Origin of the sequence: Streptomyces winkii (assembly GCF_032248595.1) — a bacterium.
GTDB classification, from domain to species: domain Bacteria; phylum Actinomycetota; class Actinomycetes; order Streptomycetales; family Streptomycetaceae; genus Streptomyces; species Streptomyces winkii.
In genome coordinates, this window is record NZ_JASTTH010000002.1 from 627,099 (window position 1) to 647,836 (window position 20,738).

At 72.3% G+C, this 20,738-nt stretch carries 16 protein-coding genes; 9 read left to right on the forward strand and 7 right to left on the reverse strand.

What is annotated here, in order from left to right; all coding sequences use genetic code 11:
* Positions 1 to 393 precede the first annotated feature (393 nt).
* Genes QQM67_RS07050 through QQM67_RS07060 form a run of 3 tightly spaced genes read right to left on the reverse strand, consistent with a single transcriptional unit; the run spans position 394 to position 3,966 of the window.
* Positions 394 to 999 (reverse strand): TetR/AcrR family transcriptional regulator, encoded by a 606-nt coding sequence (locus tag QQM67_RS07050; protein ID WP_314172730.1) that lies wholly within the window; start codon positions 997 to 999, stop codon positions 394 to 396.
* Positions 996 to 3,077 carry a YhgE/Pip domain-containing protein gene (locus QQM67_RS07055; protein ID WP_314172731.1) on the reverse strand — a complete coding sequence of 694 codons (2,082 nt, stop codon included), beginning with the start codon at positions 3,075 to 3,077 and terminating at the stop codon, positions 996 to 998. Before QQM67_RS07055 ends, QQM67_RS07050 begins: the two co-directional genes overlap by 4 nt.
* Positions 3,049 to 3,966 (reverse strand): ATP-binding cassette domain-containing protein, encoded by a 918-nt coding sequence (locus tag QQM67_RS07060; protein WP_314172732.1) that lies wholly within the window; start codon positions 3,964 to 3,966, stop codon positions 3,049 to 3,051. Before QQM67_RS07060 ends, QQM67_RS07055 begins: the two co-directional genes overlap by 29 nt.
* 154 nt (positions 3,967 to 4,120) lie before the next feature.
* Here QQM67_RS07060 and QQM67_RS07065 point away from each other — a divergent pair, with 154 nt between their 5' ends.
* From QQM67_RS07065 to QQM67_RS07075, 3 genes are all read left to right on the forward strand, one after another.
* Entirely contained in the window at positions 4,121 to 4,792 is a 672-nt protein-coding gene (locus QQM67_RS07065; protein WP_399065591.1) for an SAV_6107 family HEPN domain-containing protein, read from the forward strand.
* A gap of 111 nt (positions 4,793 to 4,903) precedes the next feature.
* On the forward strand, positions 4,904 to 5,665 hold the full coding sequence (locus QQM67_RS07070; protein ID WP_314172734.1) for a methyltransferase domain-containing protein: 762 nt from the start codon (positions 4,904 to 4,906) through the stop codon (positions 5,663 to 5,665).
* Between the two features lie 308 nt (positions 5,666 to 5,973).
* Positions 5,974 to 6,402, forward strand: a complete 429-nt coding sequence (locus QQM67_RS07075; protein ID WP_314172735.1) for a DUF3040 domain-containing protein — start codon at positions 5,974 to 5,976, stop codon at positions 6,400 to 6,402.
* Between the two features lie 241 nt (positions 6,403 to 6,643).
* Here the strand turns inward: QQM67_RS07075 and QQM67_RS07080 are convergent, their stop codons facing one another.
* The 4 genes from QQM67_RS07080 to QQM67_RS07095 all read right to left on the reverse strand — a co-directional run bounded on the left by QQM67_RS07080 (position 6,644) and on the right by QQM67_RS07095 (position 12,335).
* Positions 6,644 to 9,046 carry a transglutaminase TgpA family protein gene (locus QQM67_RS07080; protein ID WP_314172736.1) on the reverse strand — a complete coding sequence of 801 codons (2,403 nt, stop codon included), beginning with the start codon at positions 9,044 to 9,046 and terminating at the stop codon, positions 6,644 to 6,646.
* Positions 9,043 to 10,641 (reverse strand): DUF58 domain-containing protein, encoded by a 1,599-nt coding sequence (locus QQM67_RS07085; RefSeq protein WP_314172737.1) that lies wholly within the window; start codon positions 10,639 to 10,641, stop codon positions 9,043 to 9,045. The genes QQM67_RS07080 and QQM67_RS07085 overlap by 4 nt, the downstream gene beginning before the upstream one ends.
* Positions 10,641 to 11,672, reverse strand: a complete 1,032-nt coding sequence (locus tag QQM67_RS07090) for an AAA family ATPase (RefSeq protein ID WP_314172738.1) — start codon at positions 11,670 to 11,672, stop codon at positions 10,641 to 10,643. The genes QQM67_RS07085 and QQM67_RS07090 overlap by 1 nt, the downstream gene beginning before the upstream one ends.
* Before the next feature lie 87 nt (positions 11,673 to 11,759).
* Positions 11,760 to 12,335: a beta-class carbonic anhydrase gene (locus tag QQM67_RS07095; protein ID WP_314172739.1), complete on the reverse strand. Its 576-nt coding sequence runs from the start codon at positions 12,333 to 12,335 to the stop codon at positions 11,760 to 11,762.
* Positions 12,336 to 12,828: 493 nt separating this feature from the next.
* On the opposite strand from QQM67_RS07095, the gene rsmH reads away from it, so the two are divergent.
* The 6 genes from rsmH to mraY all read left to right on the forward strand — a co-directional run bounded on the left by rsmH (position 12,829) and on the right by mraY (position 20,735).
* Positions 12,829 to 13,761, forward strand: a complete 933-nt coding sequence (rsmH, locus tag QQM67_RS07100) for a 16S rRNA (cytosine(1402)-N(4))-methyltransferase RsmH (RefSeq protein ID WP_314173012.1) — start codon at positions 12,829 to 12,831, stop codon at positions 13,759 to 13,761.
* Complete coding sequence (locus tag QQM67_RS07105) at positions 13,758 to 14,135, forward strand: FtsB/FtsL family cell division protein (RefSeq protein WP_314172740.1); 378 nt, start codon at positions 13,758 to 13,760, stop codon at positions 14,133 to 14,135. The genes rsmH and QQM67_RS07105 overlap by 4 nt, the downstream gene beginning before the upstream one ends.
* A 266-nt stretch (positions 14,136 to 14,401) precedes the next feature.
* Complete coding sequence (locus tag QQM67_RS07110; protein WP_399065812.1) at positions 14,402 to 16,369, forward strand: penicillin-binding transpeptidase domain-containing protein; 1,968 nt, start codon at positions 14,402 to 14,404, stop codon at positions 16,367 to 16,369.
* Positions 16,370 to 16,651: 282 nt separating this feature from the next.
* Complete coding sequence (locus tag QQM67_RS07115) at positions 16,652 to 18,238, forward strand: UDP-N-acetylmuramoyl-L-alanyl-D-glutamate--2,6-diaminopimelate ligase (protein WP_314173013.1); 1,587 nt, start codon at positions 16,652 to 16,654, stop codon at positions 18,236 to 18,238.
* Positions 18,235 to 19,674 carry a UDP-N-acetylmuramoyl-tripeptide--D-alanyl-D-alanine ligase gene (locus QQM67_RS07120; protein WP_314172742.1) on the forward strand — a complete coding sequence of 480 codons (1,440 nt, stop codon included), beginning with the start codon at positions 18,235 to 18,237 and terminating at the stop codon, positions 19,672 to 19,674. The genes QQM67_RS07115 and QQM67_RS07120 overlap by 4 nt, the downstream gene beginning before the upstream one ends.
* On the forward strand, positions 19,671 to 20,735 hold the full coding sequence (gene mraY / locus QQM67_RS07125) for a phospho-N-acetylmuramoyl-pentapeptide-transferase (protein WP_314173014.1): 1,065 nt from the start codon (positions 19,671 to 19,673) through the stop codon (positions 20,733 to 20,735). Before QQM67_RS07120 ends, mraY begins: the two co-directional genes overlap by 4 nt.
* Positions 20,736 to 20,738 lie beyond the last annotated feature (3 nt).

The following is a 20,738-nucleotide window of genomic DNA, read 5'->3' on the forward strand; positions in this document are numbered from 1 at the left end:
CGGGGGACTTTAGCCGGGGCTCGCCGGGCCCTCCGCGGCGGGCGGCCCCGCACAGGGCACACAGGCACACAGGCACGGCACGCGGGCGGGAGCGCCGGACGGAGGCGCCCGGCGCGGCCTGAGCGGTACCGCCCGGGGGACAGCCCCCATGGCTGAGTACGGCTACCTAGCCGCACGGTTGAGTAGCACAGCGGATGGGAGAAGGCCCCCGCTGACGGCAGAGTGATGCACGTGGCAAGGGAGCGCGGCTCCGGCACCGCCGACACGGGGCGGCGGAACGGAGCGGCTCCCTTGCAGGGGGACGCGGGGGCACGGGGGCCCCGCGTTCATAACGGGGGTCGGGGGATATCGGGGGAAGGCGTGCGCAGCCCCAGGACCGGGTGGTCCCGGTGGCTACCGGGGCTGCGCACACCCCCCGACGCGTCCTTGCAGCAGCAGCGACAGGGCGCCGTGCACATCGTCGAGTGACCGCTCCGGCTGGAACGCCTTCCAGTCCAGTGCGGCGACCAGCACCATGCCGACCAGTGCGGCGGCGGTCAGCGTGACGTCGATGTCGCCGCTCAGCTCGCCCTCCGCCACGCCGGCCCGCAACTCCTCCTCCACGACGGCGACGGCCTCTCTCCGTACCACCAGCAGCGTCGAGTTCCACGCCCTGTTGGTGCGCCAGAGCTCGGCGACGTAGAGCCGCGTGAAGGCAGGATAGCGGTCGATGAACACGAGCCCGGCGCGGACCATCGCGTCGAGCGCGTCGACGTGGCCGCCGCCCGAACTCGCCGTGGACGCCGCCGCCTCGCGCAGATCCGCCGTCAGCAACTCCACCCCGTGCCGCAGCAGTTCCTCGAACAGCTCGCTCTTGCTGGCGAAGTTGTAGTAGACGGTTCCCTTCGCGACGCCCGCGTGCTCGGCGATCTCGTCCACCGTGGTCGCGGAGAAGCCCTGCTCGGCGATGAGCGTCACAGCGGCCTGGAAGAGCCTCTCGCGGGTGGGGAGCCGGCTCACAGCGCGATCTCCGGGTGCAGCCGGTCCACGGTCCACATCTGCCTGCGGCGCGCGGTGAGGGCCGTGAGCGCGAGAGCGCCCGCGGTGAACGCGAGGAGCACCGCGCAGGCACGCCACACCGGCCACGCCTCGCCGCCGGTGATCAGGTGCCGCAGCCCGTCCACCACGTAACTCATCGGCAGGAAGGGGTGGATGGCGTTGAAGAAGCCCGGACTGGTCTGTATCGGATACGTGCCGCCCGCCGACGTCAGCTGGAGCATCAGCATCGCCAGTACGAGGACGCGTCCCGCCGGCCCGAACCGTGCGCCGAGGAACTGCACGATCGCCGTGAAGCAGAGCGTCACCAGCAGCAGGAAGCCCACCGTGCCCGCGCCGCGGGCGAGTTGGAGCCCCAGCCCCCAGTGCAGCACGCCCAGCAGCGCCCCGGCCTGAAGCGCCCCTATCCCGGCGACCGGCAGCCATCCTGCGAGCGTGATGCGTGTCGCGGGCGCGCCCGCGGCCAATGCGCGTCTGTTGAGCGGCTGGAGCAGCATGTACGCGATCATCGCACCGACCCAGAGCGCGAGCGGGATGAAATACGGTGCGAAACCCGTGCCGTAGTTGGGCGCGGCATGTGCGTTCGCGGAGGAGAGACCGACGGGGTCGGCCATCACGCCGCTGCGGTCCTCGCGTTCGTTCTTGCCGTAGTCGGGGATCTTCTTCACGCCGTCGTGCAGTCCGCCCGACAGCTGCGACGAGCCGTCCGCGAGCTTGTACATGCCGCCGTCGAGCGCTCCCGCGCCCTTCGTGAGCTTGCCGACGCCCGCGTCGAGAGCCGCAGCTCCGCTCTCGGCGCTGCCGAGGCCGCCGTTGAGGCGGCCCGCACCGTCGTGGACCTTGTGTGCGCCCTTGTTGAGCGCGTGGATCTGTGCGACGGCCTTGTCGAGGTCCTCGCCGAGGCGGGGAGCGCGGTCCGCGAGCGCGTCCGCGTGGGCGCGCAGTTCGTCGAGACTTTCACCGAGCCGGGTGAGGCCGCCCTGCTTCTTGATGACGTCGTTGACGTCCTTCGCGACGTCGGCCGCGTTGTCCGCGGCGTCCACGGCCTTCTTCAACTGCGGGCAGGACGTGTCCAGTTCGACCGGGCCCTGGCAGCGCACACGGTAGAGCGTGCGCAGGGTGTCGGCGGCTCTGCGGGAGTCGGTCTCGGCCTTCTGCGCCGCGTCCGGCAGTTCGCGGAGGTTCTCCTTGAGCGTCTTGCTCGTACGGGCCACGTCGCGGGCGGCGGTGCCGATCTCGTCCTCATGCTCGTCCAGGAACGGGCCCAGCTTGGCGGACGCCTTGTCGACCTTGTCGGACAACTTCTGCGTACCGTCGGCGACCTGCTTCGAGCCCCGCTCCAACCTGCCCGCGCCGGAGTGCAGTTGCGCGGTGCCGTCCTTGAGTTCGCCGCTGCCGTGCCCGGCCTCGCCCAGCCCGCTCCTCAGCTCGCCGGTTCCCTTCTTCGCGCGTCCGATGCCGTCGCCGAGCTTGTCCGCGCCGCCCGCGGCCTGCGCCGTGCGGTCGTGGAGAGTCGAGAAGGAGACGAAGATCCGGTCGTAGAAGCCGCGGGAGGCCTTGCTGGAGGCGGCGGCGCGCACCTCGGAGAAGACGGTGCGGGACATCTGCCCCACGACGTAGTTGTTGGCGTCGTTCGTGCGCACCTTCAGCGCGCCGGTCTGCGGGTCGTCGCCCGAACTTGAGGCGATGCGCGCGCTGAAGTCGGACGGCACGGTCAGCGACAGGTAGTAGCGCCCGTCCTCGACCCCCTTGCGCGCGTCGGCCGCGTCCGTCTCGTGCCAGTCGAACGTGTCGCTCTCGTGCAGCCCTTCGGTGACGGAGTCGCCCGCGGCGATCCGCTTGCCGTCCGCGTGTGCTCCCTTGTCCTCGTTGACGAGGGCGACGGGGACCTTGTCGAGCCGCCCGTACGGATTCCAGAACGACCAGAGGTACAGGGCGCCGTAGAGCAGCGGCAGCAGCAGCATCGCCGCCATCGCCGCGCGCGGCAGCCGTCCCCTCCCGAACCGCTTGAGCTCAAGCGCGGCCAGTCTCGGCGAGCGCATCCGCCGCCTCCTTCTCGCTCGTGACGCCGGACTCGCCGGTCTCGGCGGGTTGTTGATGCGTGGCCTGCGTCCCGGTGCGTACGACCACCGCTCCACGCGGTGCCTCGCTGCACACGGCGAGCACCGTGACGCCGGACGCCGCGACGGAGCGCAGCAGCGACCACGCCTGCTCGCGTTCGCGGCCGGAGAGCTTGAAGTCCACGTCGTCGACGGCGAGCAGCCGGGGCTCGCCGAGCAGCGCGAGCGCGACGGAGAGCCTGAGTGCCTCCAGCCGCTCCAGGTCGCGTACTCGGGTGCGGGGCCCCTTCGGCAGCGCGTCGAGGTCGAGACCGGCGGCGGCCAGAGCGGCGTCGATACGGGCGCGCGACGCCGCGGCCCGCTCGGCGCGCGGCCGGAGCAGCGCGCGCAGGGAACCGCCGAACCGCCTTTGCAGCAGCACGCGTTCACGCAGGTGCTCGGCGGCGGACAGCGACGGTTCGAGATCGGTGACGCCCGGCACGGCCGCCAGGGCGCTGATCCGCCGCACGGCCGCGGGCTGTTGGGGCAGCCGCAGCCCGCCCACCACGGCGTGGCCTCCGGTCGCCTTCATGCGTCCCGTGAGCGAGAGCAGCAGACAGGTGCGTCCCGAACCCGAGGGGCCCTCCAGCGCGACGAGCGAGCCGGGCGGCGCGTCGAAGCGGACACCGGCGAAGACCCGGCCGCGCGGGCCGTCGAGGGCGAAGTCCTCGGCGCGTACGCCGGCACCCGCGCGGGCGGGCTCGGCTGCCTCTGCTGCCTCCGAGGCGGAGTCCGTTGCGGCCTCCTCCGCGGTCGTCTCCGGGCCCGACTCCGCGCCGGGGCCTGTGCTTTCGGTTCCGCCGGAGTCGTGTGCCGAGCCGTCGCCGGTCACGCTTCCACCCCCACTTTTGCACTGACTGGTCAGTCTAAAAGTACGCCGCATCGCGAGGCCATGTCCAACCGCGGGCGCCGGGGAAGGCCCGCGGCGCCGCGACCCTGCCCTCGGAGCACGGTCGTTCATGCAGGTCAGAGCGATTGTCAGTGGGGTGCTTCACGATGTGTACATGCGCCGGTTCATTCGGAAGTCGGAAGACGACAGGAGGTTGGTTCCCGTGCAGCGACCCTCTCGGGGAACGCCCCCGAACTCCCCGCCGGCAAACGACGTCCACCCCGTCCTGCGCCGCGCGGCCGCCCCGCCCGCCGCCCTCGATCTGCTCGCCCAGGCGCAGCACGGCCTGGACGAGGCCGCAGCCATGGAGACGGCCAACGAACGCTTCGCCACCGCACATCTGGCTGCGCTGCGCACGGCTGCCGCGGTCCTCGCGGTGCGCGGGCGCCCGGAGAGCAGCGAGCGGCGCAGGCGGTCCATCCGCAGCGCATGGGAGGTGCTGCCGGAGGCCGCACCCGAACTGGCCGAGTGGAGCGTCCTGTTCGCCTCCGGTGCGCGCAAGCGCGCCCGCGCCGAGGCGGGTATCCAGGGCGCGGCCACCTGGCGCGAAGCCGACGACCTCGTGCGCGACACCGGGGTCTTCCTGCGACTGGTCGAGCGGATGCTGGTCTCCCAGCCCGCGCTGCCGCAGCCGCGGGTGGCCCAGTCCGACGAAGAGCTCGTCGCCCAGGCCCCGTTAGCGGCGCCGGCCGCACCCGCCGCACCGCACACCGCCCGAATACGCCCGCCGAGCATGCGAACGGACCACCGGCGGCCCCGTGCGGGATGAGTGGACCGCCGCCGGAGGAGACGCAGGACAGGCGGCGGGGCAGCGAGGAAACACCCTGGACGCGGAGGCAATAGGGTGGTGCCTGCACGCCCCTGAGCCGAGGAGCACGTCATGCCCCGCCCCAGCGCATCCCGCCGTACAGCCGTGGTCTGGGAGGTACTGCGAGGCGCCCTCGACCAACGGGTCAAGGCCAGCGGCAAGGAGTCCCTCGAAGTCCTCGACACGGGAGGCGGCACAGGCCACTTCGCCGTTCCCGTCGCGGAATTGGGGCACAACGTCACGGTCGTCGACCCGAGTCCCAACGCGCTCTTCGGGCTCGAACACCGCGCCGCCGAGGCCGGAGTGGAAGACCGGGTCCGCGGCGTTCAGGGCGACGCACACGGCCTCTTCGACGTCGTGGAGCGCGGCGGATACGACGTGGTCCTGTGCCACGGCGTGCTGGAGCACGTGGACGATCCCGCCGAGGGCCTGGGCAACGTCGTCGCCGCGCTGCGTCCCGAGGGCGGCACCCTCAGCCTCCTCGCCGCGGGCCTGGGCGGCGCCGTGCTCGGGCGCGCCCTCGCGGGCCACTTCACGGAGGCACGGCACGCGCTCACCGCGCCCGAGGGCCGCTGGGGCGACAGCGATCCGATGCCGCGGCGCTTCACCGCCGAGCAACTGACCGCCCTGGTCGACGCCACGGGCCTGGCCGTCACGGCTGTGCACGGTGTCCGCGTCTTCGCCGATCTGGTGCCCGGCGCACTCGTCGACACCGAGCCGGACGCCGAGGAGGCGCTCGTACGGCTGGAGAGCGCCGCCTCCGAACTGCCCGCGTTCCAGGCGGTCGCCAGTCAGCTGCATGTCCTCGCCGAGGCGCGGTACCCCGACCGGTAAACCCGGCCGGACAGCCGGTTCGGTCGGTGCGGAGCAGGTCGGCGGGGCGGACGTGACCGATCGGTACCGCAGTGGTCCGTACCTCACCCGATCAGCTGTTGACCGCCGTATGATCGAGGCACACCGTTCGGCATGGCGGAAAGGCGGTGCGGGAATGCACGGATTGAACGGTCCCGCGCCGACGTCCGCCGTCTCGGCCCTGGTGGGAGGTAATGGCGCAGAGGGGCGGGTTTCACGGGGGCGATTCCCTGCCTATCCTTGGATGGTCGCACCCGGTCGCCCCCGCGACCGACGAGTAGGAGGACTCCGTGCCGCTCTCTGAGCACGAGCAGCGCATGCTCGAGCAGATGGAGCGAGCGCTGTACGCCGAAGATCCCAAGTTCGCGACAGCGCTCGAGGGAAGTGAGCTGCGCAGGTACACCCGCAGGCGGGTCTACCAGGCGGTCGCAGGCTTTCTGGTGGGCATCGCCCTGCTCATGGCCGGAATGGTCGCGCAGCAGATCTGGATCAGCGTTGTGGGTTTCCTCGTCATGCTCGGGTGCGCCGTCCTCGCGGTCACCGGCTGGCGCAAGGGCCCTAAGAACGGCGAACAGCAGCAACAGGGCCAGGGGAGCGGGCAACAGGGCAGCAGCAGCGGAGGCAGCTCGGCGCCCACGCGCCGCCAGCCGCGCTCCCGCCGGTCGATGATGAACCGCATCGAGGAGCGCTGGCAGCGCCGCCGCGACGAGGGTCACTAGCTACAGAACGCAGCACCAGCGCCCATGCGGCGTCCTCCTGCCGACGGCTGTGGGGCTGTCCTCCGGACTCCGGAAGACAGCCCCACAGCCGTCTCTGCACCCGGCCGGCAGCCGGTCCGCGACGGGGCCGCACGCCGCCGCTCGTGGACGGCGCCCACGGTGGGCCCGCGGCGCTCTCTGCCCCGCACGCCCGCCCCGACCGCGTCTCTCCAGGTCGCGGCCTCGCCGCTCGCCGTCCGCGCTACTTCGCGAAGCGGACCCGCAGCGCGGTCAGCCACCGGTCACGGACCGCTGTCACGCCCCGCATGACCGTCCACATCACCCGTACGGCCGAAGGCGGCAGCAGCAGCGCACGGAGCCGCAGACTGCGCGGCGCGGCCTGCCGCAGCGCCTCCCGCACCCGCCGCACGTCGTCCCGCACACCGGCCCCCGGACGCGGCTTCGGCGCGTACAGCACCTGCTCCACCTCCAGAGCCACCCGGAACGCCGCCTCGGCCGCCTCCGGTCCCAGATCGCCGATCCGGACGATGCGCTCCGCGGCCTTCCGCGGCGTCGCCGACTCGTCCGGGACCACCCCGTAGTCCCAGCCGCTGTCGACCAGTTCACGCCAGGCGTCCAGCACGACGACCGCCGGATCGCTCCCGGCCGCCGGGCGCCTGCCCCGCAGTCCGATCCGTCTCGCTCTCGTACGGATGCGCCACAGCATCGGCAGCATCAACAGCCCCAGCCCCAGCAGCGACAGGGCCGCCACCCCCGCGACGTCGCCCGCCGCGGAACCGCCGTCTCCGCCTCCGCCGTCCGGTGCCGGTGCCGACTGCCCGCACTGCGGGTCGAGCCGCTTCGCCTCCGTGCCGCAGCTCTCGGACTCCGAGGGCACGGGGGTCGGCTCGGCGCTCTGCCCGCGGTCCGGAAGCTGCTCCGCGGGATTCTCGCTGGGGTCGGGGGTGTTCGGCTGCGCGTAGGGAGGCGGGGAGCCGCGCGTCGGGGTCGGCTCGAACCTCGTCCAGCCGACGCCCTCGAAGTACAACTCCGGCCATGCGTGGGCGTCTTTGAGGCCGACGTTCATCCGTCCGTCCGCGTCCGCGGTGCCGGGTGTGAAGCCGACCGCCACCCGGGCCGGAATGTCGAGGGTGCGGGCCATCGCCGCCATGGAGAAGGCGAAGTGGACGCAGAAACCCTCCTTCTGCTCAAGGAAGTTGACGATCGCGGCGGTGCCGCTTCCGGCCCGTACGCGCGTGTCGTAGGTGAAGCCGCCGTCGGAGGCGAACCAGTCCTGGAGGCGCACCGCGCGCTCGTAGTCGTCGGACGCGTTGCGGGTGACGCGCCGGGCCGTCCGCTCGACCACCGACGGCAGCGACTGCGGCACCTTCGTGTACTCCTGGCGCACCGCCCGCGCCGGCTCGGGAGCCCGCCGCAGCTGACGCGCCGTCGGCTCCACGAGGAGGCTCTCCACCTGGTAGCGCGCGCCCCGCGTCGTCTGTCCGCGGTCGCCCACGAGGGTGCGGCCCTCCGGCTCGAATCGCCAACGCCCGTCCAGGCGCACGCGGTCGGCCGGATAGGGCATCGGCAGCCAGTTCTGCGCATACCAGTCGGCGGCGATCACGTTGCTGCGGACCTTCTCGGTCCGTACGTCCGGTGAGAGCCCCTGCGGCGCGGGCAGGGGGTCGGGCACGGCGTCTATGCGGCGCTCCGAAGGCTTCCAGGAGGAGCCGTCGAACTGGTCCAGGGCGACGATCCGCAGATACATCTCCTGTGTGTTGCGGGTGTTGGTGGTGTACGTCAGCGCGGTGCGGTCCTCGGCCTGGTTGAGGCTGTCCTGAAGAGCCACCAGCGGGTTGACCGCGGAGACGGTGCCGCCGTTCGGCCCGACTCCGCCGCTCCCGGAGCGTGCGGCGTCCAGCAGGCCGCTGCCCAGCGACGGCATCAGGGCGGGCACGATCAGGGCGAGGCCGAGCGTGAGCGCACCGATCCTGCGCCCCGTGCGCACGGGCGCGGTCGCGGGGCCTTCCACGCCGCCGGGTTCGTACGCGGGGGAGCCCGGCCGTCCGCGGTCGGTGAAGACGCGGCCCCACTGGGAGAGCCGCTCACGGCCCTCCGCGAGCAGGAGCAGCAGATAGCCGCCCGCCGCGCACAGGAACCACGGCCAGCCGGCGCCGTCGGGTGCGAGCCCGGCGGCCACCGAGTAGAGCGCCAGCAGCGGGAGTCCGGCGGGCGCCGCGCTGCGGAACGTCACCGCCAGCGAGTCGACCAGCAGGCCGATCACGACGACGCCGCCGACCAGCATGAGCCGTATGCCGTCCGTCACCGGAGCCGGTATGGCGTACCGGCCCACGTCGTGGCCCCCCTGGGCGAGCAGCTGCCCGAACTCCGTGAAGGCGGCGGGGCCCGGAAGCAGCCCGGCGACCGCCTCGTCGCGTACGAAGAAGAACGTCAGCAGCAGCAGCGTCACCACTGCCTGGACCGCCGGGGTCAGCGGCCGGGCCAGCGGCACCCGGCGCGTCAGGGCACCGACCAGCGTCTGCACGCCGAGCAGCAGCGCCGCCTGGAGAAGCCAGGTCGCCGGCTGCACCAGCGGCAGCAGCGCCGACGCCGCGGCCAGCGTGGCGAGCGTGGCGCACAGCGCGAGCCGTCCCCGTCCGCTCATGGGTCCATCCCCCTCACGGTGGCGTCGTCGGCCTCCTGCCACAGGGCGGGCATGGCCTGGCCGGGGCCGCCCCTGAGCGCCGTCCAGCCCGCTTCGCGGAGCACGCGCAGGGGCTCCTCGTCGCTGACGGCGGCGGCCGATGCGGCGGAGGTGGAGGGCGGCGCCATGGTGGCGGTCCCCTGCTCGCCGCCGGGTGCGCCTGGGCCGGAGTCCGCCGGGCCGCCGGGACCGTCCGCGGCGACGGCGCCGACCGCCCCCGACTCGCCCCCGGCGCCCGGGCCTTGGGGTACGTCACCGCCGCCGGGCCCGGCCGCGAAACCGCCCGCCGAGCAGAAGGCCACCGCCTTGTTCGTACGCTGCCGCATGCGCGCCACCGTGACCGCCTGCTCCTCGTCGAGGTCGCCGAGGAACGCGACGAGCAGCCCCTCCTGGCCTCCGGCGGCTCCGCGCAGCATGTCGTAGGCGTACGACATGTCCTCCTGGTCGGAGTGTTCGAGCAGGGCGAGCGTGTCGAGCAGCAGCCCGGCGGTGTCCGAGGAGTCACCGGCGAAGCCGATCCCCTCGGGACCCGGCACCATCGTCCCGGTGTCCGTCAACAGCCGTACGGCATAGCCCCGTTCGAGCAGATGCATGCAGACCGAGGCGGCGCCCGAGACGGCCCACTCGAAGGCCGAGTCCGGCCCCGAACCGGAGTACGCGCCGCGGCGCGTGTCGAGCAGTACGGTGCAGCGCGCCTTCTGCGGCTGCTCCTCGCGGCGCACCATCAGCTCGCCGTAGCGGGCGGTGGAGCGCCAGTGGACGCGGCGCAGGTCGTCGCCGTGCCGGTAGCCGCGCGGAATCACGTCGTCCTCGCCGGCGAGCGCGAGAGAGCGGTGCCGCCCGTCCCCGTAACCGGTGGCGTCGCCGGTGAGCCGCACCTGCGGCAGCGGCACGGTCTGCGGCACCACGGTGAGCGTGTCGTACGTACTGAAGGAGCGCGTCAGCTCGCACATCCCGAACGGGTCGGTCAGCCGCAGCTGCAACGGCCCCAGCGGAAAGCTGCCGCGCATGTCCGAACGCACCCGGTACGACACCTCCCGCTGCCCGCCCGGCTCGACCCGGTCCAGCACGAAGCGCGGGCGCGGCCCGAGCACGTAGGGCACCCGGTCCTCCAGCATCAGCAGCCCCGTCGGCAGCCGCGAGACGTTGTCCATCCGGAGATGCACCCGCGCCTCCGAGCGGACGGTGACCCGCGCCGGCGCGAGCCTGCGGGAGCCGGCGACCCGGTAGCGCGTCCGGTACAGCACCAGCACGCACACCAGGGGCAGCACCGCCAGCAGCATGCCGACCCGCAGCAGGTCGCTCTGGCCGAGTACGTACGCGCAGACCGCCGCCGCCATGCCCGCCGCCAGGAAGGAACGGCCGCGGGTCGTGAGCCCGCCGAGCGCCGTGCGCAGCGTGCCGCGCTGCTTCTTGGCGTCACCGCCGTCACCGCCGTCGCCGCCGTCCGGGCCGTGCCCGCCGCCCCGCTCCCGCCGGGGACCGGCTCTGCCGTAGCCGGCGTTCCGGACGGACTGCTCCGCGGGCCCCGCGCCCGGCGCGGGACTCCCGGACATCAGTAACCCCGCGGCGGCTGCTGTCCGTAACCGTCCGGGCGAGGCGGAACGTTCGCGGCACCCGGAGCCGCCGTCGGTACGGGCACGCGCTGAAGGATCTCCGCGACCACCTGCTCGGCGGTCCGTCTGCTCAACTGCGCCTGGGACGTGGGCAGCAGGCGGTGCGCCAGTACGGGCACGGCCAGCGACTGCACGTCGTCCGGAAGTACGAAGTCGCGGCCCGCGAGAGCCGCGCCCGCCCGCGCGGCGCGCAGCAGGTGCAGCGTGGCCCGCGGCGAGGCGCCCAGCCGCAGTTCGGGGTGCGACCGCGTCGCGGCGACGAGATCCACCGCGTAACGCCGCACCTGGTCGGCGACATGGACGCCGCGCACCGCGTCGATCAGCTTGCTGATCTCGTGCGCGTGGGCGACCGGCTGGAGGTCCTCCAGCGGCGACGCACCGCCGTGCACGTCGATCATCTCCAGCTCCGCGGCCGGGCTCGGATAGCCGATGGAGACCCGCACCATGAAGCGGTCGCGCTGCGCCTCGGGCAGCGGGTAGGTGCCCTCCATCTCGACGGGGTTCTGCGTCGCCACGACCATGAAGGGCGACGGCAGTTCGTACGTCTGGCCGTCGATCGTCACGTGGCGCTCCTCCATGGACTCCAGCAGCGCCGACTGGGTCTTGGGGGATGCGCGGTTGATCTCGTCGCCGATGACGATCTGGGCGAAGACCGCGCCCGGCTTGAACTCGAAGTCCTGCCGCTGCTGGTCGTAGACGCTCACCCCGGTGATGTCGGACGGCAGCAGGTCCGGGGTGAACTGGATGCGCCGCACGGAGCAGTCCACGGATCTGGCGAGGGCCTTGGCCAGCATGGTCTTGCCTACGCCCGGCACGTCCTCGATGAGGAGGTGCCCCTCGGCGAGCAGCACGGTCAGCGACAGCCGTACGACGTCGGGCTTGCCCTCGATCACCGACTCCATCGAGCGGCGCACCCGATCCGCGGTGCTGCTCAGATCGCTGAGGTCTGCTCGCTCGTCATAGGTCGTCACCCGGCCCTCCTCGGCCCGTCCCCATATGTTGCCGCTGCTCTCATCTGCTGCCTGTACACGCATTCTTCACGCCCACGTGCTCTCGCGTCACGGTTCCGGGGCGATCTCCGGGTCGATCTCGCGGAGCAGCCCCGTCCTCACATCGAAGACGAAACCACGCACGTCGTCCGTGTGCAGGAGGAAGGGCGAAGTACGCACACGTTCCATGGACTGGCGGACGTCCTGGTCCAGGTCCGGGAACGCCTCGACCGCCCAGGACGGCCGCTGCCCCACTTCCAGTTCCAGCTCGTGCCGGAAGTTCTCGGTCAAGTTGAGCATCCCGCAGCCGGTGTGGTGGATGAGGACCACCGATCGCGTGCCCAGGGCGCGCTGGCTGATCGTCAGAGAGCGGATGATGTCGTCGGTGACCACCCCGCCGGCGTTCCGGATCGTGTGGCAGTCGCCGAGTTCGAGGCCCAGTGCCTCGTGCAGGTCGAGCCGGGCGTCCATGCAGGCGACGACCGCGACGTTCAGTACGGGGCGGGCGTCCATGCCCGGATCGGCGAATCCCGCGGCGTAGCGCTGGTTGGCCTCCACGAGGCGGTCGGTGACGGTGCCGTGACGGAGCTGGTCGTCGGCGGTGGACTCGGAGTGCGGCTGAGGGTTCCGCTGTGACGTCGACATGTGACGACGTTAGACCGCGCCGCCCGGGAGAGCCCCCTTCGGGTGAGGATCAATCGGACTTTCCGCCGCCTCTGTGAGGCGCTCCACAGGCGCTCGCACCTGCGGGTCAACGCGGCTCGGCGCTGGTTGACCGAAGGGACGAGTGGACTAAAGTGGCGCGAAGTGGGAGGCGGGACGCTTCCGGGGGTCCGGTTTTCCCCGAGTGCGCAGGGGCGTACGTGCGGCTCGGCCTCCTCCCGCTCATGGCCGTCGGTGTCCTCTTCCCCGGCTCCGGCAGGCCGCTTCCCTTCGAGCGGGCGGGGACCAAGCAGCACGTGGGCAGGAAGGGCGCATGACGACCGAAGAGCAGCCCGCCCGCGAAGAGCCCGCAGACGGCGCGGAAGTGGCAGCGGGTCAGGAACCCGCCGAGGGCGGCTCCTTCAGCGGCCTCGGCGGTCCCCGCGATCCCCGCGGCCACTCCCAGGAGTCTCCCGGCGAGCGGCACCGTCCGGTGATGCTGCGCCGCTGCCTCGATCTGCTGGCCCCCGCTCTCGCCGAGCCCGGCGCCACCGTCGTCGACTGCACCCTCGGACTCGGCGGGCACAGCGAGGCCTTGCTCGCCACCTTCCCCGCGGCGCGGCTGATCGCGCTCGACCGCGACCGGGAGGCGCTGCGGCTCGCGGGCGAGCGCCTCGCTCCGTACGCCGAGCGCGCCACTCTCGTACACGCCGTCTACGACGAACTGCCGGACGTGCTCGGCCGCCTGGACGTCCCGCGCGTGCAGGGCGTCCTGTTCGATCTCGGCGTCTCCTCCATGCAGTTGGACGAGGCGGAGCGCGGCTTCGCCTACGCGCAGGACGCCCCGCTCGACATGCGCATGGACCAGACGCGCGGCATGAGCGCCGCCGACGTGCTCAACACCTACCCGCCCGGCGACCTGGTGCGCGTGCTGCGCGCCTACGGCGAGGAGAAGCAGGCCCGGCGCATCGTCGAGGCGGTCGTACGGGAGCGGGAGAAGGAACCGTTCAGCCACAGCGCGAGGCTCGTGGAGCTGATCCGGGACGCTCTGCCGCAGGCGGCCAAGCGCACCGGGGGCAACCCCGCGAAGCGGACCTTCCAGGCCCTGCGGATCGAGGTCAACGGCGAACTCGACGTGCTGGAGCGCGCGGTGCCGGCGGCCGTCGACGCGCTCGCGGTCGGCGGCCGCATCGCCGTCCTGTCGTACCACTCGCTGGAGGACCGGCTCGTCAAGCGCGTGCTGGCAGCGGGCGCCGGGAACACCGCGCCGCCGGGGCTGCCGGTCGTTCCCGAGCAGTACCAGCCGCGGCTCAGGCTGCTGACCCGCGGCGCCGAACTCCCCACCGAGGACGAGATCGCCGAGAACCGCCGTGCCGCACCGGCCCGGCTGCGCGGCGCGGAGCGCATCAGGGAGGCGCACACCTCATGAGTGCACAGCAGCGGCTTTCCCGGCTCGCCCGTCTCGTGCCGGCCGGGTCCTCGACGGCTGCCCGTACCCCGTTCGTACTGCTCGTCGTGCTGATACTGGGCGCGGGGCTGCTCGGTCTGCTGCTGCTCAACGCCGCCGTCAACCAGGGCTCGTTCCGGCTGAGCAAGCTGGAGAAGCAGACCGACGAACTCACGGACGAGCAGCAGTCGCTCCAGCAGGAGGTCGACTCGTACTCCGCACCCGGGGCGCTGGAGAAGCGCGCCCGCGGGCTGGGCCTCGTGCCCGGTGGCACGCCCGCCTTCCTGGCGCCCGACGGCACCGTCAAGGGGAAGCCGCAGCCGGCCACCGGCGACCCGCAGCAGGAGGAGCGGTGAGCGAACGTCCTCGTGACCCGCGCCGCGAGGGCGGCGACGGGCGCCGCTCCGGCGGGCCGGCTCCCCGGGGGGCGCGCGAAGGGAACGGCGACGGCGGCGATCCGGGGAAGGCAGGGAGGCCTGAGAGGCCGGCGAGGCCCGCGGCGCCCAACAGGCCCGCCGCGTCGGCCAAGTCCTCCAAGTCCGCCAAGGCGTCCAAGTCTGCGAAGACGGTCCGGCCTTCGACGCCCGGCAGGTCGGCCAACCCCGCCAAGCCCGCGAAGTCCGTGAAGGCCGCGAGGACCACCGCGCCGTCCGGGGGCGGGCGGCCCCCCGTGCCCGCCCAGGGCGGAGGACGGCTGCGCCTCGCCCGCGCCAGACCGCGACTGCGGCTGATTGCCTTCGGCCTCACGCTGATCATGCTGGCGTTCACCGCCCGGCTGCTCCAGGTGCAGGCCGTCGACGCGAGCGCCTTCGCCGACAAGGCGGCCGTCAACCGCTACATCACGGTGCCGCTCGCCGCCGAGCGCGGCACGATCTCCTCGCGCGACGGCGCGGCACTGGCCACGACGGTCGACGCCTACGACGTGACGGCCGACCCGTACCTGTTCACGCGCAAGCAGACCGGCGTCCCGGACGCCCCGGAACGCGCCGCCGCTCTCCTCGCCCCCGTACTCCACGAGGACGAGCAGGTGCTCACGCAGAAGCTGGCGAAGAAGGACACCCGCTACGTCCTCCTCGCCCGCCAGCAGTCGCCGCGCACGTGGACGCGGATCAAGAAGCTGAAGAAGCAGGTCGCCGAGAAGGCGGCCGAGGCGGGCAGGCCCGCGGGCTCGGCCAGTACGGCGGCCCGCTCGGCGAAGTCCGCGGACGGCGGCAAGGGCGAAGCGGCGGACGTGCTCGCGGGCGTCTACCGCGAGAAGCACCCCAAGCGCGTCTACCCCAACCGGGAGCTGGCGTCGTCCGTACTCGGCTTCGTCAACTCCGAGGGCAAGGGCGGCGCCGGCGTCGAGGCCCTGCTGAACGAGAAGCTCGCGGGCGAGGACGGCAAGATCACATATGCGCAGTCCGGGGGCCGCCAGGTTCCCACCGCGGGCGTACGGGAGCACCCGGCCCGCCCCGGTGCGGACGTGCAGCTCACCCTCGACCGCGACATCCAGTGGGCCGCGCAGCAGGCCATCCGCGAACAGGTCGCCGACTCCGACGCGGACAGCGGCTACGTGGTCGTGCAGGACACCCGCACCGGCGAACTCCTCTCCATGGCCAGCGCACCCGACTTCGACCCGAACGACATCTCCCGGGCCGATCCGCAGGCGCTCGGCAACGCCGCCGCGCAGGACGTCTACGAGCCCGGCTCGACCAGCAAGGTGATGTCGATGGCCGCCGTGCTCGAAGAGGGCAAGGCCACGCCCCTCACCGAGGTGACCGTCCCCAACCGGCTCAAGCGCGCCGACCGTTCCTTCGCCGACGACGTCGACCACGAGACGTGGCATCTGACGCTCAACGGCGTGCTCGCCAAGTCCAGCAACATCGGCACGATCCTCGCCACCGAGCAGCTGGGAGAGGAGCAGAAGCAGGCCAACAAGGTCCTCTACCGGTACATGAGCAGGTTCGGGATCGGCCGCCCCACCGGCCTCGGCCTGCCCGGCGCGACCTCCGGAATCCTGGAGAAGCCCGGCAAGTGGAGCGCCTCGCAGCAGTACACGATCCCGTTCGGGCAGGGCCTCTCGCTCAACGCCGTACAGGCCGCGTCGATCTACTCCACGATCGCCAACGGCGGCGTGCGGAACGTGCCTTCGCTCGTACGGGGAACCACCGGCCCCGACGGGGGCTTCACGGCCGCGCCCGAGCCGGGCAAGCGCCGTGTGGTGAGCGAGAAGACCGCGAAGACCCTCTCCAGGATGCTGGAGTCGGTCGTCAGCGATATGGAGGGCACCGGCACCACGGCGAAGATCCCGGGCTACCGCGTCGCGGGCAAGACCGGTACGGCCAACCGGGTAGATCCCGACACCGGCCGCTACGACGGGTACACCTCGTCCTTCGCCGGCTTCGCCCCCGCCGACAAGCCCCGCGTGACGGTCTACTGCGCCGTGCAGAACCCGAAGAAGGGCAGCTACTTCGGCAGCGACGTGTGCGGCCCCGTCTACAAGAAGGTCATGAAGTTCGCCTTGAAGTCCCTCCAGATCCCCCCGACCGGCGCAAAGGCGCACCCGCTGCCCGTCAGCGCCGAGAAGGACCGCTCGAAGAAGGGCTGATGAGCCGGAAACACCGCCCGTCGGCAGTCCGCGCACCGCGTCACCGATCACGCCGGTGGCCCGTACGACCGGCCGGAAGCCGCCCCTCCGTGAAGCCCCTCGCTTCGCGGCACAGCCCTCCCGCCCGGTACGCTCACCGCCGTGCCACAAGCTGATCAGAACTCCCTCTCGCCCTCGGCGGAGGGCCGCCCAGTCTCTGCGGAGACGGCTCCCGGGTCGACGACGGACGTCACCTCGGGGCCGCCCCGGCCCGCGCACGTACGGCCCGTTCCGCTCACGGAGCTGGCACGCGGGCTGAACACGGCCGCCCCGCAGGGCTCGGAGGAGGCCTCGGCCACCGGCATCACCCACGACTCGCGTGCCGTGCGCCCCGGGGACGTCTACGCGGCGCTGCCCGGCGCCCGGTTCCACGGCGCCGACTTCGCCTCGCAGGCCGCGAGCCTCGGCGCCGTCGCCGTGCTCACCGACCCCGCGGGCACGCAGCGCTCCGCGGACACGGGGCTGCCCGTGCTGACCGTGCCCGACCCACGCGGCCGCATGGGCGCGCTGGCCGCGGCGATCTACGGCGAGCCCGGCAGGGACCTGCTCCAGATCGGCATCACCGGTACATCCGGCAAGACGACCACCGCCTATCTGGTGGAGGGCGGCCTCCGCAAGGCCGCCGGTGAGGCCGGCGAGCTGACGGGGCTGATCGGCACCGTCGAGTCCCGCATCGGGGACGAGCGGCTGCGCTCCGAGCGGACCACCCCCGAGGCCACGGACCTCCAGGCGCTCTTCGCCGTCATGCGCGAACGCGGCGTGACGTCGGTGGCCATGGAGGTCTCCAGCCACGCGCTGGTGCTGGGCCGCGTGGACGGCTGCGTCTTCGACGTCGCGGTCTTCAACAACCTCAGCCCCGAACACCTGGACTTCCACCCGGACATGGAGGACTACTTCCGGGCGAAGCGGCAGCTCTTCACACGCGCGCGCTCGCGCGCGGGCGTGGTCAACTTCGACGACGAGTACGGGCAGCGCCTGATCACCGAGTCCGAGGTGCCCGTCACCACGTTCTCCGCCGAGGGGCACCCCGACGCCGACTGGCGGGCCGAGGAGGTCGAAGTGGGGCCGCTCGGCTCGACGTTCACCGCCGTGGGCCCCAAGGACGAGGCGGTACGGGCGGCCGCGCCGATCGCCGGGCCCTTCAACGTCGCGAACGCCCTGGCAGCGCTGACCGCCCTCGTCGCCGCGGGCATCGATCCGCAGACCGCCGCCGACGGCATCGCGACCGTACCGGGTGTGCCGGGCCGCCTGGAGCGCGTCGACGCCGGACAGGACTACCTCGCGATCGTCGACTATGCGCACAAGCCCGACGCCGTCGAGTCCGTGCTCTTCGCGATCCGCAAGGTCACCGAGGGCCGCGTGCACGCCGTGCTGGGCTGCGGCGGCGACCGCGACCCGCACAAGCGCCCCGCCATGGGCTCCGCGCTCGCGCGGCTGTCCGACACCGCGGTGCTGACCTCGGACAACCCCCGCACCGAGGACCCTCTCGCGATCCTCGCCACCATGCTCGCGGGCGCCGCGGAAGTGCCCGCGTACGACCGCGGCACCGTACTGCTGGAGGAGGACAGAGCCGCCGCGATCCGTCTCGCGGTCGACCGCGCCGAGCCCGGAGACACCGTGATCGTCCTCGGCAAGGGACACGAGCAGGGGCAGGACATCGCGGGAGTCGTAAGACCGTTCGACGACACCCTCGTGCTGCGCGAGGCCATCCGGCACAAACGGGAGGCGGAAGCGGCGGCCGCGCCGGCTGCCCCGTCTCCCGCGGCTGCCTTGCCGGCCGCGGTGAACAGCAGCACGACGACCCAAGGGACAGACGCCGAAGACCGATGATCCCCCTATCTCTCGCCGAGATCGCCGCTGTCGTCGACGGGCAGCAGAGCGACATACCGGACCCCGACGCCCAGGTCACAGGACCCGTTGTCATCGATTCACGGGAAGTGGCCCACGGCAGTCTCTTCGCAGCCTTCGCCGGTGAACGCGCCGACGGCCACGACTTCGCCCGCAGCGCGGTCGAAGCCGGAGCCGTGGCCGTGCTCGCCACCCGGCCGGTCGGCGTGCCGGCCCTCGTCGTCGACGACGTCACCCGCGCCCTGGGGGCCCTCGCCCGGCACGCGGTCGAGCGGCTGGGCACCCAGGTCGTCGCGCTGACCGGCTCCGCCGGGAAGACCAGCACCAAGGACCTCATCGCCCAGCTGCTGGAGCGCCTCGGCCCCACGGTGTGGACGCCGGGCTCGCTCAACAACGAGATCGGCCTGCCGCTCACCGCGCTGCGGGCCGAGGCCGGCACCCGCCATCTCGTACTGGAGATGGGGGCACGCGGCATCGGCCACATCCGCTACCTCGCGCAGCTGACGCCGCCGCGCATCGGCGTCGTCCTCAACGTCGGGACGGCGCACATCGGCGAGTTCGGCGGCCGGGAGCAGATCGCCCTGGCGAAGGGCGAGTTGGTCGAGGCGCTGCCGGAGGCGGCGGCCGACGGCGAACCCGGCGGCGGCGTCGCCGTGCTCAACGCCGACGATCCTCTCGTACGGGCCATGCGCGAGCGCACGAGCGCGCGCGTCCTGCTCTTCGGCGAGGCCGAGGATGCTCACGTACGTGCCGAGAATGTCCGGCTCACCGACCAGGGGCAGCCCGCTTTCACGCTACGAACACCAACCGGGTGCGGTGACGTGACCATGCGCCTGTACGGTGAGCACCACGTGTCGAACGCGCTCGCCGCGGCGGCCGTCGCCCACGAACTGGGCATGCCCGCCGGGGACATCGCCACCGCGCTCTCCGCCGCGAGCACGCTCTCGCGTTGGCGGATGGAGGTCACCGAGCGCGCCGATGGGGTCACGGTCGTCAATGACGCCTACAACGCCAACCCCGAGTCGACTCGGGCCGCGCTCCGTGCGCTGGCCGCGATGGGGAGGGGCCGGCGGACCTGGGCGGTGCTCGGTGAGATGGCCGAGCTCGGCGACGATTCGCTTGCCGAGCACGACGCGGTCGGGCGGCTCGCCGTCCGGCTCAACGTCAGCAAGCTCGTGGCGGTGGGTGGCCAGGAGGCCGTCTGGCTGGACATGGGCGCGAAGAACGAGGGTTCGTGGGGTGAGGAGTCGGTGCACGTGTCCGACGCTGAGGCGGCGGTCGAGCTCTTGCGGAGCGAACTGCGCCCGGGGGATGTCGTACTGGTGAAGGCTTCCCGTTCGGTGGGTCTGGAGCGCGTCGCGGACGCGCTCGTGGAGCCCGGGACCAACGAGGGTGAGGTCGCCGCCCGATGGGTATGAGCCAGATCCTCTACTCGGGAGTCGCCGGACTCTTCCTGTCCCTGATCGGGACGCCACTGCTGATCAAGCTGCTCGCGAGCCGGGGTTACGGACAGTTCATCCGTGACGACGGGCCGCAGAACCACCACAGCAAGCGCGGAACGCCGACGATGGGCGGCATCGCCTTCATCCTGGCGACGGTCGCGGCGTACGCACTCACGAAGCTGCTGACGGGCAGTCAGCCGAGCTTCTCCGGCGTGCTCGTGCTCTTCCTCTTCGCGGGCATGGGCCTGGTCGGCTTCCTCGACGACTACATCAAGATCGTCAAGCAGCGCAGCCTCGGCTTGCGGGCCAAGGCCAAGATGGCCGGACAGCTCATCGTCGGCACGGCGTTCGCGGTGCTCTCGCTGAACTTCGCCAACCTGCGCCTGCTGACGCCCGCTTCGACCAAGCTCTCCTTCACGCAGGACTTCGGCTGGTCGATGGGCCCGGTCATCTTCGTGATCTGGGCGCTGTTCATGATCCTCGCCATGTCCAACGGCGTGAATCTGACGGACGGTCTGGACGGCCTGGCCACCGGCGCGTCCGTGATGGTCTTCGGCGCGTACGTCTTCATCTGCGTCTGGGAGTACCAGGAGTCCTGCGCCAACCCCTTCACCGCGGGCCCGGGGTGTTACGAGGTGCGCGACCCGCTCGATCTGGCGGTCGTCGCGGCGGCGCTGATGGGAGCCTGCTTCGGCTTCCTGTGGTGGAACACCTCGCCCGCCAAGATCTTCATGGGCGACACCGGTTCGCTCGCGCTGGGCGGCGCCCTCGCGGGGCTCGCCATCTGCTCCCGTACGGAGCTGCTGCTCGCCATCCTCGGCGGGCTCTTCGTCCTCATCACCATGTCCGTCGTCATCCAGGTCGGCTCGTTCCGGCTCACGGGCAAGCGGGTCTTCAAGATGGCGCCGCTCCAACACCACTTCGAACTGAAGGGCTGGTCCGAGGTCCTGGTCGTCGTCCGTTTCTGGATCATCCAGGGCATGTGCGCGATCCTCGGCGTCGGGATCTTCTACGCAGGGTGGGCGGCCAGCAAGTGAACG

What these genes read in the sequence shown, in the direction of transcription:
- rsmH (WP_314173012.1), top strand. Translation starts at nt 12,829, where the DNA reads ATGCTGCGCCGCTGCCTCGATCTGCTGGCCCCCGCTCTCGCCGAGCCC.
- QQM67_RS07055 (WP_314172731.1), bottom strand. Translation starts at nt 3,077, where the DNA reads ATGCGCTCGCCGAGACTGGCCGCGCTTGAGCTCAAGCGGTTCGGGAGG.
- QQM67_RS07085 (WP_314172737.1), bottom strand. Translation starts at nt 10,641, where the DNA reads ATGTCCGGGAGTCCCGCGCCGGGCGCGGGGCCCGCGGAGCAGTCCGTC.
- QQM67_RS07080 (WP_314172736.1), bottom strand. Translation starts at nt 9,046, where the DNA reads ATGAGCGGACGGGGACGGCTCGCGCTGTGCGCCACGCTCGCCACGCTG.
- QQM67_RS07070 (WP_314172734.1), top strand. Translation starts at nt 4,904, where the DNA reads ATGCCCCGCCCCAGCGCATCCCGCCGTACAGCCGTGGTCTGGGAGGTA.
- QQM67_RS07095 (WP_314172739.1), bottom strand. Translation starts at nt 12,335, where the DNA reads ATGTCGACGTCACAGCGGAACCCTCAGCCGCACTCCGAGTCCACCGCC.
- QQM67_RS07105 (WP_314172740.1), top strand. Translation starts at nt 13,758, where the DNA reads ATGAGTGCACAGCAGCGGCTTTCCCGGCTCGCCCGTCTCGTGCCGGCC.
- mraY (WP_314173014.1), top strand. Translation starts at nt 19,671, where the DNA reads ATGAGCCAGATCCTCTACTCGGGAGTCGCCGGACTCTTCCTGTCCCTG.
- QQM67_RS07120 (WP_314172742.1), top strand. Translation starts at nt 18,235, where the DNA reads ATGATCCCCCTATCTCTCGCCGAGATCGCCGCTGTCGTCGACGGGCAG.